Here is an 18334-nt window from a genome sequence, read left to right as displayed (position 1 = left end):
CTTCTGCAACAGTAAAAAAAGGATTGTCATTAACTTTAAATATGAAAACGGGATAGTAATATAAACAACATAAAGAGTCTATAGCATTGAGTATAGACTCTTTGGGTTTACTTTTTAATTTACTTTTTCTATCCCATTTCGCTTCTGTTTTCTCTCTTCCAAAATACCATCCAGATAGGCAGTAAACTCAGATTCTCCTGAGTATGATAGACATAAATATTCCTTTGCCCTCGTCATTCCAATGTATAGAAGTGAAACTTCCCTTTCCTTATTCTCTTCAAGTGGAAACGGCATGGAGTCGACATTGACGATAAAAACAGCTCTGAAATCCAGTCCTTTACTGCTATCAATGGTGCTGATTTTCACTTTACCATCATCTTTTGCATACGAGCGTTTTGAGACGTCGTTCTCCGTGATCCAAAAGTAAGGTAATCCTTCATCCCTCAAAGAGCGCTGAATGATATCAATGATAGGAAATTTATGTGTCCGTTTCACACGGTAAAGAATTAAAACATCCTCTAAAGGTACTTTTTTCTCCATATGCAATTTCTTAATGGAGCGAGCAACAATCCTCATTTCCTCAAAGAAATTTGCTGCCTTTACAATGCCTGGCTCTGGGCCTCTCCGCTTCGTGCTCTGCGGTGCAATGATCTCACCTTCTAGTTCACGGTTGACCACTTTATTCTTAAACATCGAATGCTTGCGGTAAAATTCCCAGGCAAATTTTACAATCTGCTGGGTGTTCCGGTAGTTGATAGAAAGAACCTTTGATCGTCCACGAAAACTCAGTCCTGTATCTTCAAGGTAGGAACGCTTCCGCTGATAAATAGTCTGTGCGCGGTCTTCTACTAATAATAGAGACTGTGTATCTGCATTAATCAGCAAACTAACCAGGCGGAGCCAGTCAGCTTCAAAGTCTTGCCCTTCATCGATCAAAACGGCGTCATATGTAGGCAGAATTGCTTCTTTTCTTTCTAGTTTTTCTATGATAGTAGGAAGCTGCTGCTCCTTTATCCTTAAATCATTCTTTAACCAAGAATGAAAATTTCTCACAATAATATTCTCATTTTTTACAGTCACAGCATTTGGATCAAAGTCAAATAAATCCTCTGGCTCATTGAGCATGTGATGGATCATTTGCTGGATTGCATTTGAAAGGGAAATATTATAGCAGAGAATAAGAATCTTCCAGTCTGGATTTTGTTTTGATAACATCTTTGCTCGACTTGCTAATATTATCGTTTTACCACTCCCAGCTACTCCACGTATTAAGCGGTTCTTGTCCCCTATCTGTTTCGCTAAATTCTCCTGGTGAAGATCCATGGTCTTAATGTCATGCAAGGACAATAAAAGCTGGTCCTGATATGGTACCGGTGGTTTGTATTCAGCACTAATCCGTACCTCCGGAAACAAGTGATACCGAATCGCATTGATGTCCTCAATGGACAATGATTCCTTTAATCGGAATGGAACGACAAACATATTGAGGATCTTTTCCATTAATACTTCTTCTGAAAATCCCTCTTTGTCTGGGTCAATCTCATCCCTGGTAAAACAAAGATTCGGTTCAATGACGGAATAAAGTCCCTCTTGGACAAAATCCTTAGAATACAACCGTGTAAAAACAACCCCATGGCCATATGGGAACTTTAATTGAAATTTATATTTTCCGTCTAATTGAATCAGACTTTTATCTTTTTTCAAGGTATCAACTACATGAAACATATTATCCCTTGCCTGCTTCATCGGACTTTTAACAACCGTTTGCTCTTCAGAGGAAGTAACAATATGCCATTCATCATGATTTATTTGAAGAAGTGTATTCTTCGTATAATCCTTCACTTCTATTACCACAATGCCAAGGTCTGGCCCAATAATCACGAAATCAGGTCTTCTTCCTTGTATATCAGGTTCATAATAAACAATGTAATCATCTGGTAAAAAGGTCTTAAGCGTTCGAAAAAACAGCCTTTCCCCTGTTGTCGCAGATGATCGAATTGTCTCGGGAATCGTAATAGCCATAACAACCGCTCCAAAAATTGCAATTTTCTCCATTATACTACAATTAGGACAATCATCCTAAAAATATTACAATATCTTCTTGAATTATTGGCATTTTTTGACTAAAAGTATTGTATTTTGCAATATTTTCTATTAATAATAGTATTATAGTAAAATAAGACTAAAGTGGAAGTCTTAAAGAGACCGGAGTGAAATGATGTTAAAAGGAATAATAGAAAAACTATTTAAAACACCTCAATCCAACAGCCCTCAGCAGAACCAATCTATCAGCCAGGCAGAGGTTGAGTCCATCGTTGAGGCAAAACTGAAAGAGCATGCAGCGTCATTAGAAAATAGCCAAACAGAACAATTATCCCACGGGAGAGGCACTAGCCTTGAAGAAGATTACACTCTATCAGCAAAGCAGATTGAATATGCGCTATCGTTGATTGAAAAAGTAAAAGATGAATTTGAACTGGCAATCGAACCATCCCTTTTAACTATTAAAGATCTTAATAGATTGATTGCTTACAATCGGTATAAGAATAAAGGGACACTTGTTAATCTAGTGAAAAAGGGCGTTCTAGCTAGAAAATAGAAAAATTCCTTGGTTGCCATAACCAAGGAATTTTTCTATTCTAGTCTTCTGACCATGTGGGGCCTTTTCCCTTAGTATAAAGACTTATAGCCCGCCAAACCGTCTCTTTCTTTGACCGTACTCCTCAAGCGCCTGGATAAATTCCTTCTCGGAGAAATCGGGCCAAAGGACATCAGTGAACCAGAACTCGGTGTAGGCCATTTGCCAAAGCAAGTAATTACTCAAGCGTTTTTCACCGCCAGTTCGAATTAACAGGTCAGGGTCTGGCAAACCAGTTGTGTACAGGTATCTTGAAAACGTCCGTTCATCTACTTCATCCATCGACAATTTCGCATCGTTTATATCTGCGAATATATCTTTCATGGCAGTTAGAATTTCTTGTCTACCTCCATAGTTTAGCGCAAAATTCAGCTGAAGGCCGTTATTGCTTCGAGTACTGTCCACAGCATACTGGACGGCTTTTCGTGTATGGGCCGGAAGATGTTCGATATCGCCAATGGTCTCAATACGTACATCATTCGCCATAAGATCTGGCAAATAGATATGTAGAAACTCCTTAGGCAGTTTCAAGATGGTGTCGACCTCGGGCTTTGGACGTTTCCAGTTTTCCGTAGAAAATGTATAAAGAGTCAGAGCCTTCACCTTGTATTTGACTGCTTCCTTTACGATTTTTACAACGGTAGATATGCCTTCTTTATGGCCAGCCATTCTCGGCATGCCGCGCTTTTGCGCCCAGCGTCCATTTCCGTCCATAATGATGGCGATATGGTCCGGTATATTTTCTTCCGAAATATCGATGAATTCTTCCGGTTGTTTAGTAGTAGTAAAAAAGGGTATTCTCATTTACATTCCGCCTCCGAAACATGTTTTTCACTCGTTATATTCAAATATCACAAATCGTCATCTCTGTATTCTAAAATATCCCCTGGTTGACAATCCAAAGCTTTACATATAGCTTCTAATGTTGAAAATCTAATCGCCTTCGCCTTCCCATTCTTCAAAATGGAAAGATTGGCCATGGTAATTCCAACCTTCTCTGATAGTTCCGTCACACTCATTTTCCTTTTTGCCAGCATGACATCAATATTTATGATGATCGCCATTGTTTTCACCTCAGATCGTTAAATCATTTTCAGATTTTATATGAATGGCTTCTTGCAAGAGTCTTTGGAGAACGGCAGCAAATACAGATATCACCATAGATGCAAAAATAATGACCATTCCGATTACAATGACACCGGGGGCATCATCTACCTCCCCTACAATATAGAAGAGCGGCATACCTGCCACAAACAGAATACTGATGGTAGTTGCACAATTTTTGATTTTCTTCAAAGCTTTTACCGAAATATCCGAGAAAGCTTTGTTTTTGTCAATATAGCTTAAAAGAATAAAAGCTTGATACAGTGCAAAGTAAAAAGGGATCGCCGAAACGTACATAATCGTTAAAATGCCATAAAGGACATAAGCCATCTCTGCACTACCTTCACCTGCATCTTTCATGATTAAAGGTAATACAAATATACACAAAGCAAGAATAGGAATTCCTATAAGAAAAAGAGCGATCTTTAAAAAGGTAGTTGATCCTCGTTTCATCAAAAGCACCTCATTTATTTAGTGTCAATTTGAAATTTACCATACTATTTATCGATAATCAATAAAATTTTATTTATAATTATATCTTATTTATTGTTAAACAGTCTTTTAAAAAATTCATTTATTACATGTTAAGTAGGATTAGTTATGGTTAAATTATCATCAACCCTTATTTGACGAGCTATGGTTTAAGCACTTCGAAAAAAAAGGGTAGAAATCAAATTAAATATTAACGTGGAGAAATTTGCTGCCAAAATTACACTCAATTTCGTAGCAAAATGGAAATTAACAATAAAAATTACAAAAAAAGCTTGGGAAACATCCCAAACTTTTTCCTTTAATATAATGTTCTTGTACCACTAATAGGACGTTACTTGAATAAAAACATTAATCCTAATTAGGTTCCTCTGTTAGGATAAGTCGGAAGCATAATCCATTCCTTTAGTCTACAAAAACTCCCCAACCGTCAGAAAAACCCCCATGTGGTTTACTTAAGTCATTTAATTGATTCTGTATTTTAATTATTTTATTGTAATTTAATAACATTCTTTTAGAGCAGCAACATGCCCACTCTTCCGTTTCGTCGTCTTGCTCTAAGAAACAATTGAATCCTTCTTCTTTTAGTACTTGCGATAATTTCTCACCTGTTGCTTTATCAGGCACAGCAACAAAAAAGTCTACTGATTGTTGTTTTTTAAAATTCACTCCATCTTTATATAGACTATGTAAAGCATTTCCATCAGCATCATTTGGAAATTTCATTCGTTTTTCCTCCGTATTCTAGTACTATCATTGATTTCATTATCTTTCACTTGTTTCTTTTCTACTAACCATAAATTTATATTGTAAAAAAGATATGTTCCCATATTTTATACCTATAAAACAAATCTTCAAAAAACATCTTTGGTAATATTTATAGGGGCTGAGCACTTAAGCCTTTTTTTGGTTGTAGCCATGTTCACCATAGGGTTGTAACGTTTCTAGCCATTTTTCTTCAAGCGCTGCTAAAGCTTCTTTTTCGGTAAAATAAGGTTCATCACTCTTTTTTAATTTTTCTAGTATGTCAATTCTAAAAGCGTCTTTTCCATACTGATTCCATTCTTTTTGCAGCTCTCTGCTGGTGGTGTACCCATTTGTTTCAAGCATAAATTTTAAGCCATTCAAAGTTTTAAAGTTTTTGGTACTATCAACGAATAATTTATTATTGATTGTATTCTTTATCTGATAAATTCCTGCTTCAACGGCAGCTTCTTTAAATTGTTGTTTTAACTCTTTTTTGCGATTCATGTTTGTTTTTCTCCTACTATTATTGATTTATTTTTTCACCCAATACTTGCTACCATCTGCTGTACGGTCTAAAAATCCGTAATCGACCAAATATCTTCTTATTAACACGTAATCCTCATAAAAGCCTTTCAAAAGTTTATTTAATTCTTGTTCATCATATTGATAATCTTTTTGTAAATGGTTCGAAATTTCTCTAAGGATCACAAGTCTTTGTTTTTCCTTTTGAGGAAATTTGGTCAATACTCCATCAGAGAAGTATTTGTGAACAAATTGATCGTGTTCATCTTGGGTAATATTATATCTCTCATCGACCATTGTCGCCGTTTTATGCACTGGTACAAACGCTGGTGCATATTCATCTTTTTCTTTCAGCAGTTCCATCAATGCTAAAAAGACCCTTGCCTGACGTTCCTTTTCTTTTAGAGCAAAGCGATGATGACGAATGGTAGAGGCACTTCCGATGTTGAGTTCTTTTTGTATTTCTTTATCATCTTTCCCCTGATAAAAAAGGGATAGCAGATTCCTTTGATGTTCAGTAAGACCGATGAGTTTCTTGTCCATGCCAAGTAAATAGTCAAATACGGACTGGTGTGTACGTTCAATATGAATACGCATATACCTTTCGGCTTCATAAAACCTATTTTCATAAGGGTACACAATCCCTTTTTCAATTCTTTCCCCACATAGTAGACAAGTAAATGAAGAACTGTCTTGAATATACCCACTTTTCAGTTCATCCAAAGAAGCACTCCAAAACATAGTTGATAGTTCCATCGTTTATCACTTCCAATCGAATAAAAAGACAAACGTTAACTTATTTTGTTTGTATATTTATAAACACAATAAGATAAATGTTTGTTTTAGTCAACAGATAAACAAACACATTTTTATGTTGTTTATTTATTAACAAACATTTAAGTGCAGACGCAATTCTTTATCCCGATATCCCTTCTTTAGGCGCCACCAAATGGCTTGGTCAGGATATATATGGTTTTTTATTTCCTAAAACACATTCATACCTATCTTGTGATGTAGCAATGATGGTTGAATTAAACGAACCCGTAGGAAAAGAAAAAGGCTGCCGCAGCAGCCCAGAAAAATATTTACGTTGTCAAGAACACTAACGGTGCTCTTCCATCCTTTTTATGGTTTTTTCAATTCATTGACAATTTTGTTGATGCGTTTTTCTACTTCATAAAGGTTCTGTTGCATCCGTTCACGTCGACTAGTCAAAACCTGCAATTCCTTTTTTAATTCCTCTGTCTTGCTCATAATTTCCTCCCTGCTAATGATTATGTTCTATCATTAGTATGCTAATAGCCGCCGCTATCAGACAAGGAAGAAAATGTTTCCTTATTGGCACGCATTCTAATTTTAAGTTTCAAGTGATCTCTCGATAAAGGAATTTCTATTCCTAAAATTTTGGGGGATTCCCTAGTTAGGACCATCCAATTGATGCGATTCCTTTTTCGAGCCATAAAGGAATTAATTCATTATTTATTATCTACTGCTCTAGCCATTCACTTTGCGATATAAATTCTCCCTTAGTATCGCACTATTGTATAACAATAGACATTAACTTATTGTAAATATCCTTCCATGAATCATTTAAGTTAAGAGTCATTACTTCCATCGTCATTCTACTATCCCAGAGAAGGGACTCATCAACGTCCACGCCATTAAATGGATAGATTAAGATCCCTCTAAGATTAAGCTCTTTAGGCTGGTGCATTAAATAGGTAAACATTTGATATAGGTTGTGACTATGGAATGTGGACTTCCCATAGTTTTCTTGAAAGGTGTTTTTATAGAACTTGGCATCCATTACAATCTTTTCATGTCTATTCATATGAGTTAATGAAATATCTGTCTTCATCACTGGCAACAAGGATTGATTTCCTTGCAGGTGCCACTGCATTATCTCCGATTGAACCTTGTAATCTCTTTGTTCTATTCGAAAAAAGTTAAACAAGAATCTTTCAAAGATTTGATTCAGGAAAGTTTCATCTAGTTCCGCCGAAAATAAACTCCAGTTTCCATTTTTATGAGATAACAATGTAAATTCATGCAATAAGCGAGAGATCTGAATCATTCGTTTATAGTGTGAATTATGTCTACTATAATAAAGTTTTAAAAACATTTCATTTGTAAGCGAAGGTGAATCAACCTCTTGAAAATAATCAAGAAAGGCAAAACTTCTTTTTCTTGTTTCAGCTTTTACAAAACGATTGCGGCTAATTCCTATTAACGTACTTTTCATAATTTGATTCCACACATTATTGGGTGAATATTGATCCTTCTCGCAAACCACTTTTGGCTGTTTTGCTACTATATAAGGCATAGATTCATTCATCATGAGTCTACCGCCCAGATGACTTGTGGCTTCCTGAATGACTTCATAATTTTTTATAAACCCTCTTCGTTTTATAGCCTCGGCTTCATTTAGAAATTGCTTGGCGATAAAGTCATAGGTAATGATGTCTTCATCGACTTCATTCAGACTGTTAACCAATTCGGGCATTTCATTCATATAACTGAGTAAACAGAATAAATTGCGTATGGGAACTTTAAACAAAGGTTCCATATTAGATTCCCTCAATGAGAGATTTAACGATTTCAGGTCGATCAAAGAAGTATTCTTCTAATAACGGCAAAATTTCAAATGCGATGATCCCCTCATACCAACTAACTTCATCCAGATTATCAGGCTTCATTGTGAAGAAGGAATGCCCTATTTCATAACCTCTTCCTAGTTGGAAATCACCGCCTATTTCTTTATTTAGCTTTTCAACTGCAGCGTATATCCTCTCAATCATTAGCTCTGTTACCCCAGACTCTCGGAGCTCTTTACGCCATTTTTCATTAAAAGCAGGTGCGAGCGTTACAAAGGCAAAGCGCCTTCTTAACGCAACCTCTAATTGAGCTAATGACCGGTCAGCCGTATTCATCGTACCAATCAGATAGACATTGCTCGGAACCGTAAAGGGATTTTTGGAGTAGCCCATGGTTACAAATTCATCACGCTTATCCCGCTCTATCAGCATAAAAAGCTCACCAAAGATTTTAGACAAGTTACCTCGGTTTATTTCATCAATAATAAAATAGAAATCCTTCTCTGGATTCTTTAAAGCGCGGTCACAAAAATCATAGAATACACCATATTGAAGAGAAAAACCATGTTCATTGGGTCTGTATCCCATGACAAAATCTTCATAAGCATAGTTTTGATGGAATTGGACCATCTCCACACGCTCTTCTTCTCGAACACCCATCAAAGAAAATGCCAATCGTTTTGAGACAAACGTCTTCCCTACACCTGGAGGTCCTTGTAAGATAATGTTTTTCTTATACTTTAACAAATTGGCAATGGTATCAAATTGCTTTTCATCCACAAATACCTCATTTAAAAAATCTTTCTTTGTATAACTTTCCAATTCATCTGGGGACTCGAATTTTATTGATGCAATTGCTTTCTTCAAGTTAGGTTTTAATCTCCAAATAAAATGATTATTTTCTTCCTTATCATATTCGCCTTCAAAAAGTACTCGCCAATATTTTTCCTTGCCATCTGAATCGATAGGTGGATTGAGATGAAGTTTATCTAATATCCTTTTCGCAAGGTGAACAACAGGAGCATTAAAGGAAGAAAAATGTTTACCAAGTGTTGCTGCCAATTGCGTAGCCGATGCCTCACCGCCTAATTCATACATTTTGAAAAGATAGACTAAATCACTTTCTTTAACTATATTCCTGTCTTGAACTAACTTAATCCAGATGTCTGTACTAATTTCGGGTTCGTTTTCATTTTTTGATTCAGGATCTAATTCTGAATCCTCATCTATAATTTCATCTACTATTTCTACCATCTTTTGATGGAATTGCTCAAATGAAAACAGGTCTGCAGTGGAGTTAATCGACCAATTTTTTTGTCCTCTTTTTGGATGTTGATCGCCGTATACCAGCCCATACCGAATTTTATTATCTTCGACTGATACAAAAAACTGAGGAGCTGTCCGATGATTGGTATAGCTTTTTTCATATACTGCAAGCCAACACTCAGATCCCCCGAAACTTTGATTCCAGTTAAAACCGTTTAACACTTTATCCTCTACTAATTCCAGTTCTTTTAACTCTTCCATTTGACGAATAGATGAATGGATTTTTCGTAATTCTTCTTGAACCTTGTGCTTCTTGTCTGAATAATACAACTGAAAGAGGATCGTAAAATTATTCCACGCTTGCAGGATGTTTTTTTCATACTTCGCTTTTACTTGATCTTTAATCTCTTCCATTTCACCTATACTAACAGAACCAGATTGAATTATTTTATCTAGTACCATAAATTTGATGAGATTTACTTTTTCACTATTTCGGTACTGTTCTCTTAACAACATTAACTGTTCTTTATCTAAAGACGCAAGATGATCTAACATATGGTCTGGGTGCTTCATGTAATGCGCAAGCTCTTTGGCAATTCCCTGCAGGTACTCGACAGCACTTTCCACCATGATTTGATCATATTGTGTGCTACAGAAAAAGTAATCCTGAATATCAAGCATTGTTAATTCAGTATAGGATGGCTTTAAATGCTTTAGTGCCACTTCACACATCATCAAATAGGTTTCATAATTATTCCCTACACTGCCAAGCTTCAATTGTATACCAAACGTTCTCTTTAGATCTGTAAACACTTCTTGCTTATAGAGAGGATATTTTTTGTAATCTAGTGCAGCAAGCAAATAAGCAAACATTGGAGCTCCCAAGGAAATCGATGGATTATATGCTTTGCCTTTTTCCCTAAATGATTCAATTCTCTCCTCGAGGTGAAGAGAAGAATCATATAACAGATTGAATAAATCAGCCACTTCCTCTGGTCGAGCCTCTGTATATTTCACCAAATCACTTGTATTGCTCCAGTGAACAAAGCTTCCAGTAGTTGGATTTTCTTTTTGGAGTTTTTTCACTATATCAATCACAGTATGCTCGTTAATATCCTGTCCATTTAAAAATTCATTTTGCTTAGACAGTATCTCCCTTTTATAAGCTTCATCATAAAGCGGTGTTTCTTTAAAATGTAGGTATTTTTTAAATGAAATATCTATGTATGAATCCTTTAACATGTGTTTTTTCAATGCTTCGTAATTCATTTCTTCCTCCTATTTGAAGCTATTCCATAATGTCATTTGAGTTTAAAATAAGCTAATTTGTCGTTCAGTATTATTTAATTCTTTTCTAAGAACAGCTAATTTTTTATTGAAGAATCTTGGATAGAGTTCTAAAAGCATAAACTCTAATTCATTTTGAGTTAGAGTGCTTAATATACTACTACCACCTCTATTTTTCACATTCGTTTGAAACTTCTTTTCAATTTGATTATATAAATTTATTAGAATAACAGAGCCATTTTTATGGTTTGTGTTCTTGGTTGAAATTATGAACGACATATGAATAATAGCTTTCCTGTACCGATCAAGCAATCTTTCATCATCAAGGTTTTTACCTCTATAATTTGAGTAAGTATTAAAATGATGCGTAGATACGATTCCCCAGTGTTTCTTTCTATAAAATTCATAGGCCTCTTGTTCCAACTTTATAAAGTTCTTTTCAATACATTCTGGGTCATCTAATTTCTTTAGAATTAGGAATTTTGTATCTTCATGAAGAAACAATTTTAGCCTTTCAAAATTGTCTACATGTTCCTGTATTCTCATTAAGTGCTCCGTCCATCTGATAAGAAAATTTCGTTGGGTTTGTCCAACATAAACTAACTTTAAATTTTTATTTAATATTGCGTATATCCCTCTACTCAATAGTTCATGCTTCATAAAATGCCTCCATTGTTACCTCTCTGATTAACTGCTTCACTATTGAAACTCAATACAAGTATATTAAATCGAGTATTTCCAATATCTCATAAATCTAATGTTCATTTTCCACTTGTTCCCATTATTATTTCGACAAAATCTCCCTAATTTCCTCTATACAACGAGTATCTAGGATTTTTTTTCTAAATCCTATAACCTTAAATAAATGGCAATAGTCCCATCTTTGATTTGAAATATGTTAAATTAAAGAGAGTTCATTAACAGGGAGTTGTGTGAATGAAGATTGAAATCGGAGAATCATTAATGCTGTCCTGGCTGAAACATATCAAGAAATGCCAAACAGCACAATTAAATTGGAAAGCTTCTACCCATTCGTGGGATCTACATAATGAAGAAAAGATAAAGAAAATAATGATTGCAACAAAGAAGTATTTTATGGAAAAACATAATCTTAATATCTATAAAAATACAACTTCACATCTGCAGCTAATGCAACAGGGTGAAATAGATGTGATTGGGTTAGAGCTTAATGCTGGCAGCATTGCAAATATCTATGGTGTAGACGTTGCCTTTCATGAATCAGGTCTAAACTACGGAAGCAGTATAACGACGAGTGAACGGATTATAAAAAAAATGATTCGAACGGCCATTCTTATCTATGGTTATTTTAATCTATCTAAAGGAACGATCATTTTTGCTTCACCAAGAATCCATAAGGCTATATACGACCCACTTAAAGGCTACTTTGATTTATTAAATAAAATCTTTAAAGTTTTTGATCTGGAGTTCACCTTCATCCTTTATGGCAATCAAGACTTCCGAAAAGACATTTTTGAACCAGTGGTTAATCTATCAAAGTCGGTTGCAGACACATCTGAATTATTCTTAAGAAGCAGCCAGATGTATAATCTATTCTCCGATTTGACAGTAGAGAATAAAGTGAATACTGCTGAGAAAAGGCAACAGAAGATAAGGTCAAATACCAGCACAAAACAACTTGAAAAAGATGCCCGCCACCTAAAAATTGGGGCATTGGTAAGAAATGAATTTGATAGACTGATAAGGAATAATCTATTATCCAATGAAATCATTCAGCACTTATTAGACGAAAAATATTCCAAATTAACTTTTGATGTCAACTATCCTATTTTTAAAAAGATAAATGCCGACCAATCGCCTTTTGAACTAAGAATGATCAATGGCTACAGTCGATACTGGAGTAGTATTTATAAAATTAATGGTGAGAGATACTTAATCTGTAACGATTGGTATGATAAAAACAGAACAAAATTTATCAACTGGATAGATCGAATAAAATAGGAACATACACAAAGAGTCCATGATAAGATTTATAGGCTCTTTATTCTGGCCATATATAAGGTCTTTTAGTTTTTCCTCTATACCTTCACCTTCAGTCGAGGCGTTAGTCGAAGCAAAGTTAAAGGAACATGTTGCAACATTAGAAACAAACCAAGCTCCCCTTCAGGATGAGGATTACACGTTGTCAGCAAAGCAGGTAGAATATGCGCTTTCGTTGATTGAAAAAGTAAAAGATGAATTTGAACTGGCCATCGCTCCATCCAAGCTAACCATAAAGGATTTAAATAGGTTAATTGCTTATAATCGTTATAAAAATAAGGGTACACTTATTAATCTTGTTAAAAAGGGCATTCTTAAAAAGAAATAAAGCACCAACCAAAACATCCTCGGCTCAACACAAGAGCATGAGGATGTTTTGTTCTATTTTCAGAGTATAATCATCTTCTTGAATTCATTTACAGCTTTCGTAACATTTTCTCTTTAAATTAGTCTATATAAGTGAAGAACAATTTTGATAACGGGAGGTGTTCATATGAGAAAAGGGCAAAAAATGATTTCATTGTTATTAATAGTAACCTTGACGGTTTTTGGTTTATTTATATACTTTGAGAACTTTGAAGGCAACAAAGTTGCAAATGGTCAGGGGGATGTCATGTCAAGTTTAGTTGATTTAGGAAGTGGGAAGTTTCGTTTTCAAATAACCAATTCGACAGATAAGGATATAACATTTCATTTTACAAGCAGCCAACGTTTTGATTATGGTGTGAAAACGGAGGATGGTGAACAGGTATTTCTATTCTCAAGTGTGGCCCTGTTTTTGGCTGAATTAGGTGAAGAAACACTTAAACCAGGGGAAGAATTACATTATGATATAGACCTAGCTGAGTTAAATTTAGTAAAAGGCAAATACATTCTAGAAGCTTGGTTAACTCCTTCTAATAAAGAAAAATATAAAGTCGTAATGGATTATATCGTTCAATAAATTACAGGTTACGCCTCGAAGAAGAAATGTCCAAAATTAGAATTTCTACTACCAGAAGTTTAACAAAATAGATTTATTGAATATAGGTGCAGCTATCGCCTATTCTAACAAAAGGTATAATGGAGAGTTAGCAATTGCGAGTGAGTAAACCTAACAAAAAGTTACGTGGAACATTCTAAGTGATTAAGAAAATCCGGACTCTCACCCAATAGATTGCAACCATGCTGTCTGTACAATGAAAACGTCCCAAGTGTGTTTGAGTACTTGGGACGTTTTCGTATAATTATAACCGACCATAAACCACTGGGCTTTCTATTCCGTAGGATGGAATCAGCCTTATCCGAAAATCGGAATCATGCTGACCTTTGTCTTTTTGCAGTACCGTACCTAATCTCCTTCTATTGCTTTAAAGGGTTCTAGTACTTAATCTATTGTTATTTTATTCTACAAAAACGCCCCAACCGTCAGAATAACCACCATGTGGTTTACTTAAGTTATTTAAATGATTCTGTACTTTAATAATTTCATTGTAATTTAATAACATTCTTTTAGAGCAACAACATGCCCACTCTTCCGTTTCGTCGTCTTGCTCTAAGAAACAATTGAACCCTTCTTCTTTTAGTACTTGTGATATTTTTTCACCTGTTGGTTTATCAGGTACAGCAACAAAAAATTCCACTGATTGTGGTTTTTTAAAATTTACTCCATCTTTATATAAACTATGTAAAGCTTCTCCATCAGCATCATTTGGAAATTTCATTCGTTTTTCCTCCATATTCCTTGTACATTTAAAGTTTACATTATCATTCACTTTTATCTTTTTAACTAACCCTTAAACTTTAAAACTCGGGTTGTGACAGTTACTCAATAGGTGAAGTTTTCAGGCAGGTTATTCTAATATTTAATGCAGAGTAACCCGCCTTTATGAAAAAAACACAATGACTATTTATCCAAGTTTGTCACCGCTCTTACAACAATTCGAGATCCTTCTACCTTTACTACTTTCACCTTGGCCCCTTTGTCAATAAAGGCTCCTTCACTTACGACATCTATCCGTTCGTTTTCAATGAGGATGGTACCCGATGGTCGTAGCACGGTCAACACATAGCCATCCAACCCAACTAATTCTGAGCGATTAATATTCGAAACATAACCACTTTCTGTATTCGTGGATTCCGTTAAAATAATTCGATTAAATAAACTCATCTTTTTACCAAACACTTTTATCAATAAAATAGATACTAAAATGGTTACGGAAATGGCAATGACCATGGATATTCCCATATGAAGGGGGTTTTCTGCGGCAAAAAAGAAACTCGCAATAATGGCCACAAAACCGATGGCCCCAGCAATGCCGCCTGCTATAAAAAACTCTAATAAGATAAGACCAAGTCCAACAATAAACAATATAAGCGTTTCATACCCCGCAAGCCCGGCTACCAGATGTCCGTAAAAGAACAGCAGCAAGGATGATAAGCCCATGAACCCAGGAATACCGAAACCTGGGGAGTACAATTCCAGCACAAGACCAAGACTGCCAATCGTCAGTAAAATCGAATAAACATATGGATTCGTGATAAAACGGGCAATTTTTTCTGCAAAGCTAAGTTCAAGAGGTCGTATATCACCCTCGCTATATCCGAGTTCATCAAGCAATTCATCAAGATTGTTCACAATTCCTTCAGCATATTTAACCTCGACCGCCTGCTCAGAGGTTAAGGTTAATAATTTTCCTTTTCCGGCTCCGTACTTTGGTAAATCAATATTTTCATCCGCCATCGCCAATGCATAAATAGGATCTCGGTCAGCATGGTTTGCCGCGTTTTGCATTTCGGCAAACCAGTAGGATTCCGCTTTCTTACCAGCTGTATTCCCCTGCTGGTCAATGATCGCAGCCGACCCAATAGTCCCTCCTCTAACCATGTAGATTTCATCCATATTTAATGAAATATACGCACCAGCCGATAGCGCTTGGTTATTAATAAAAGCTACTGTTTTAACGTTTGTGGAAGTGAGCAGCTTTCCAATCCCCGCAGCAGCATCTACAGCGCCTCCAGGAGTATGAATTTCAAAAATAATAGCATCTGCATTTTCCTTCTCAGCTGTTTCAACCGCTCTTTTCAAAAAGGCAAACAAACCCTTTTCAACGGTTTCTTCAATTGGTACAACATAGACAACTTCCCCTTTTGCAGAGCTGTTTAAAGGAATTAACATAAGCATGAAGCCTAATAACAAAGATATAATGGATAATAATCGAATTCTCTTCACTCCTTCTTCCTCCAATCTCTTTCTATTGTCCTAATTACAATACAACACAGCCTATTAAAGACTCATACTTCCCTTACCTAAGGATATAGAATATTATGTAGATTATCCATAAAGTGAACTCATAGTTAGTTTTTCGACAAATCCTACCTTACTCCTTTATATTTCATGGACAATTGCCTAAAACAAAATGATGCCCCTCTGATTAGTATTACATCATTGGGGCAACGTTCTGATTTCCTATATTTATAGTACAGTTACGGCGCAAAATAATATAAAATCTTTGCAATGCTTATTACTATTACTTTAAAACGTAATGATGAACAATAATTTAAAGCTTTTTAGAATAGTTAAATTAGGATGGAACTTCTATTTAATGAATAATGACAATAAGACAGAATAACATCAAAATCTGCTTTTGGATTAACGCACCAGTTCGTAAAGTAATGTTGTCTTTTTTTTTAAAACTAATTATAATATTATTTTCTTTCCGGTTTTTGCACTTTCCAACGCACCAAAAACCATCTCCATACTTTTAATGTTATCAGTACAGTCTGTTTCTGCCAAACGGGTTTCCTCAATGGAGGCAAACATTTCATCTAGGCATCCCCAATGTCCTTCTCGACCTTCCCATCTAATTGATGCGGTTTCAAATTTTGTTTTGCTCACAAATTGAATGGGTTGTTTATTATCAACAATTTCATAGATTGGTATATTTGATCCATCCCAGCGAGCGGTTCCTTTACTTCCCGTTACCCGCCAATCTGATTCCCATGAAGTATTCAACCCCTCTGCGCACCAAGATCCACGGTAGGAAAATACAGATTCATCATTCATTTCATATATGATAATGGCTGATGCGTTTCCTTTATACCATGATCCTGAGGGATTAAACTCGTGGCAGTATACTGATACAGCGTCAGTCCCTGATAAGAAACGCGCCTGATCAAATGTATGAATTGCCATATCCACAATAAGCGGGCTATCCATCTCATCACGGAAACCTCCAAAATGCGGCCCAAGAAAAAAGTCAGCATGTATCGAACCAATTGTACCAATTGCTTCGCTTGCTAAAAGGTCTCGGAATGCACGAATCTGTTTATTATATCTGCGATTTTGCATAACAGAATATTTTTTTCCAGTTTCTTGAGCTACTTTTAAAACATCCCTGGCATCTTCTAAGGATTCAGCCATTGGTTTTTCCCCGAAGACATTGCAGCCCGCTTTTAACGCGGTTGTGACAATTTGTTTATGTGCAGCAGGTATCGTGACATCAAATACAAGGTTTGCATTCGTTTCAGAAAGTGCTTGTGATAGATCTGTAAATAATGCCACCTGTAAATTTCTTCGTTCTGCCATAGCCTTTGCTGCATCTATGGATACATCAACTAACCCTACAATTTCTACGTTGTCGCGTTGTTCTGCATAATCAAGCCAAGTATTGGACATGCTGCCGCACCCAGCTACAACAATTTTATGTAAAGTCATAAAAATCTCTCCTTTTTTCCATTATTTTGGATTTGGTACGAAATTTCCGCCACGGCAAGTTTTTAAATAATTTAATCCATGTACTTGGCCAGTCATTTCCCAAATGTCACGATACACCGGGTCATGGAAGCCTTCTATATCAATACTCCCTTGATAATTGTTTTGGCGTAAAATCGAAATAATATCTGTCCAGTTTGAATCTCCAAAACCAGGGGTACGATGCCATACAAATTCTATCGGTCCATGTATTCCATATTCCTTCACAATATCCCATGCAATTGTTGCATCTTTTCCATGAACATTAAAAATCTTTCCGACCCACTTACGCAGCTGTGGAATAGGGTCAATCAAACTGACCATTTGATGACACGGTTCCCATTGCAATCCAATGTTATCAGAAGGAATGGCATTAAACATCATTTCCCAAGAGGTTGGATTATGGGCAATATTCCAATCACCATCATGCCAAGTACCGCCCATATCACAATTTTCAAACGCAATTCATACTCCCCGATCATCTGCCCGCTTTGAAAGTTCTCCGAAAACTTCAGCATAACGAGAAATCGATTGATCAATCGATCCCGGCATCCGACCGGTGAAACCTGTTACCAAATCTGTACCAAATTCATGAGCATGGTCAATCAATCGTTCCCAGCTCTCGAGCGTATCCACATTGTTCCCTGCTCCGGTTAGAGGATTTCCAAAAATACCAAGACTGGAAATGACAATATCTTTTTCTGCTAAGATCTCTTTTATTTGTTTAGCTAGTTCAGATAAATTAGCATTGTTCGTTGATTGCCAAAATGTTAAAGCAAATGATTCGAAACCATGTGGGATAATCTGAGGAAGTATACGGACTGCATCCAATCCATTAACCAATGTACCGATTCGTATTTGTTCCAAAATTCTTTTCCTCCCTCTTATCTATGAAACATCTTTCTATCATTATGGTAGCGAATAAATCGTTGTATT

18 protein-coding genes and 1 pseudogene are annotated in these 18334 nt (G+C 35.9%); 4 read left to right on the top strand and 15 right to left on the bottom strand.

The annotated features are described in order from the left end of the window. Positions 1-114: 114 nt before the first annotated feature. Positions 115-2022, bottom strand: coding sequence for a 3'-5' exonuclease (locus tag H0184_RS18160; RefSeq protein ID WP_221827448.1), 1908 nt, complete (start codon positions 2020-2022; stop codon positions 115-117). 196 nt (positions 2023-2218) lie between these two features. Here H0184_RS18160 and H0184_RS18155 point away from each other — a divergent pair, with 196 nt between their 5' ends. Next, entirely contained in the window at positions 2219-2599 is a 381-nt protein-coding gene (locus H0184_RS18155; RefSeq protein WP_260631658.1) for an ABC transporter ATP-binding protein, read from the top strand. An 84-nt stretch (positions 2600-2683) separates the two neighbouring features. On the opposite strand, the gene H0184_RS18150 is transcribed toward H0184_RS18155, so the two are convergent. The 10 genes from H0184_RS18150 to H0184_RS18110 form a co-directional block, all read right to left on the bottom strand. Then, positions 2684-3442: an isoprenyl transferase gene (locus H0184_RS18150; protein ID WP_221827447.1), complete on the bottom strand. Its 759-nt coding sequence runs from the start codon at positions 3440-3442 to the stop codon at positions 2684-2686. Between the two features lie 47 nt (positions 3443-3489). Next, positions 3490-3702 (bottom strand): helix-turn-helix domain-containing protein, encoded by a 213-nt coding sequence (locus tag H0184_RS18145; protein ID WP_221827446.1) that lies wholly within the window; start codon positions 3700-3702, stop codon positions 3490-3492. Between the two features lie 10 nt (positions 3703-3712). Beyond that, positions 3713-4195: a DUF2975 domain-containing protein gene (locus H0184_RS18140; RefSeq protein WP_221827445.1), complete on the bottom strand. Its 483-nt coding sequence runs from the start codon at positions 4193-4195 to the stop codon at positions 3713-3715. Positions 4196-4636: 441 nt separating this feature from the next. After that, the gene (locus tag H0184_RS18135; protein ID WP_221827444.1) at positions 4637-4957 is read right to left on the bottom strand and encodes a ribonuclease E inhibitor RraB; all 321 of its coding nucleotides are present in this window, start codon (positions 4955-4957) and stop codon (positions 4637-4639) included. A gap of 168 nt (positions 4958-5125) precedes the next feature. Next, complete coding sequence (locus H0184_RS18130) at positions 5126-5482, bottom strand: GIY-YIG nuclease family protein (protein WP_221827443.1); 357 nt, start codon at positions 5480-5482, stop codon at positions 5126-5128. Between the two features lie 27 nt (positions 5483-5509). Continuing rightward, positions 5510-6256, bottom strand: a complete 747-nt coding sequence (locus tag H0184_RS18125) for a DUF2087 domain-containing protein (RefSeq protein ID WP_221827442.1) — start codon at positions 6254-6256, stop codon at positions 5510-5512. A gap of 369 nt (positions 6257-6625) precedes the next feature. Continuing rightward, entirely contained in the window at positions 6626-6754 is a 129-nt protein-coding gene (locus H0184_RS27750; RefSeq protein ID WP_260631657.1) for a hypothetical protein, read from the bottom strand. Between the two features lie 283 nt (positions 6755-7037). After that, positions 7038-8066 carry an McrC family protein gene (locus H0184_RS18120; RefSeq protein WP_221827441.1) on the bottom strand — a complete coding sequence of 343 codons (1029 nt, stop codon included), beginning with the start codon at positions 8064-8066 and terminating at the stop codon, positions 7038-7040. 1 nt (position 8067) lies between these two features. Beyond that, positions 8068-10629: an AAA family ATPase gene (locus tag H0184_RS18115; protein WP_221827440.1), complete on the bottom strand. Its 2562-nt coding sequence runs from the start codon at positions 10627-10629 to the stop codon at positions 8068-8070. A gap of 42 nt (positions 10630-10671) precedes the next feature. Next, positions 10672-11307, bottom strand: a complete 636-nt coding sequence (locus H0184_RS18110; protein WP_221827439.1) for a GIY-YIG nuclease family protein — start codon at positions 11305-11307, stop codon at positions 10672-10674. Positions 11308-11583: 276 nt separating this feature from the next. Between H0184_RS18110 and H0184_RS18105 the strand changes: the two genes are divergently transcribed. The 3 genes from H0184_RS18105 to H0184_RS18095 all read left to right on the top strand — a co-directional run bounded on the left by H0184_RS18105 (position 11584) and on the right by H0184_RS18095 (position 13609). After that, on the top strand, positions 11584-12627 hold the full coding sequence (locus H0184_RS18105; protein WP_221827438.1) for a hypothetical protein: 1044 nt from the start codon (positions 11584-11586) through the stop codon (positions 12625-12627). A 19-nt stretch (positions 12628-12646) separates the two neighbouring features. Then, on the top strand, positions 12647-12994 hold the full coding sequence (locus H0184_RS18100) for an ABC transporter ATP-binding protein (RefSeq protein ID WP_260631656.1): 348 nt from the start codon (positions 12647-12649) through the stop codon (positions 12992-12994). A 165-nt stretch (positions 12995-13159) separates the two neighbouring features. Then, entirely contained in the window at positions 13160-13609 is a 450-nt protein-coding gene (locus H0184_RS18095; RefSeq protein WP_221827437.1) for a BsuPI-related putative proteinase inhibitor, read from the top strand. A gap of 439 nt (positions 13610-14048) precedes the next feature. On the opposite strand, the gene H0184_RS18090 is transcribed toward H0184_RS18095, so the two are convergent. The 4 genes and pseudogenes from H0184_RS18090 to H0184_RS18075 form a co-directional block, all read right to left on the bottom strand. Next, positions 14049-14369 carry a ribonuclease E inhibitor RraB gene (locus H0184_RS18090; protein WP_221827436.1) on the bottom strand — a complete coding sequence of 107 codons (321 nt, stop codon included), beginning with the start codon at positions 14367-14369 and terminating at the stop codon, positions 14049-14051. A 182-nt stretch (positions 14370-14551) separates the two neighbouring features. Further along, positions 14552-15829 (bottom strand): NfeD family protein, encoded by a 1278-nt coding sequence (locus H0184_RS18085; RefSeq protein ID WP_221827692.1) that lies wholly within the window; start codon positions 15827-15829, stop codon positions 14552-14554. Positions 15830-16345: 516 nt separating this feature from the next. Beyond that, complete coding sequence (locus H0184_RS18080; protein ID WP_221827435.1) at positions 16346-17362, bottom strand: Gfo/Idh/MocA family protein; 1017 nt, start codon at positions 17360-17362, stop codon at positions 16346-16348. A 21-nt stretch (positions 17363-17383) separates the two neighbouring features. Beyond that, positions 17384-18229, bottom strand: a pseudogene (locus H0184_RS18075) (sugar phosphate isomerase/epimerase family protein). Positions 18230-18334 lie beyond the last annotated feature (105 nt).

Source organism: Neobacillus niacini (genome assembly GCF_019749295.1).
In the GTDB taxonomy this organism is placed as follows: domain Bacteria; phylum Bacillota; class Bacilli; order Bacillales; family Cytobacillaceae; genus Neobacillus; species Neobacillus niacini_D.
The sequence above is the reverse complement of the archived record's forward strand: the minus strand, read 5'-3'. Positions and strand labels throughout refer to the sequence as shown.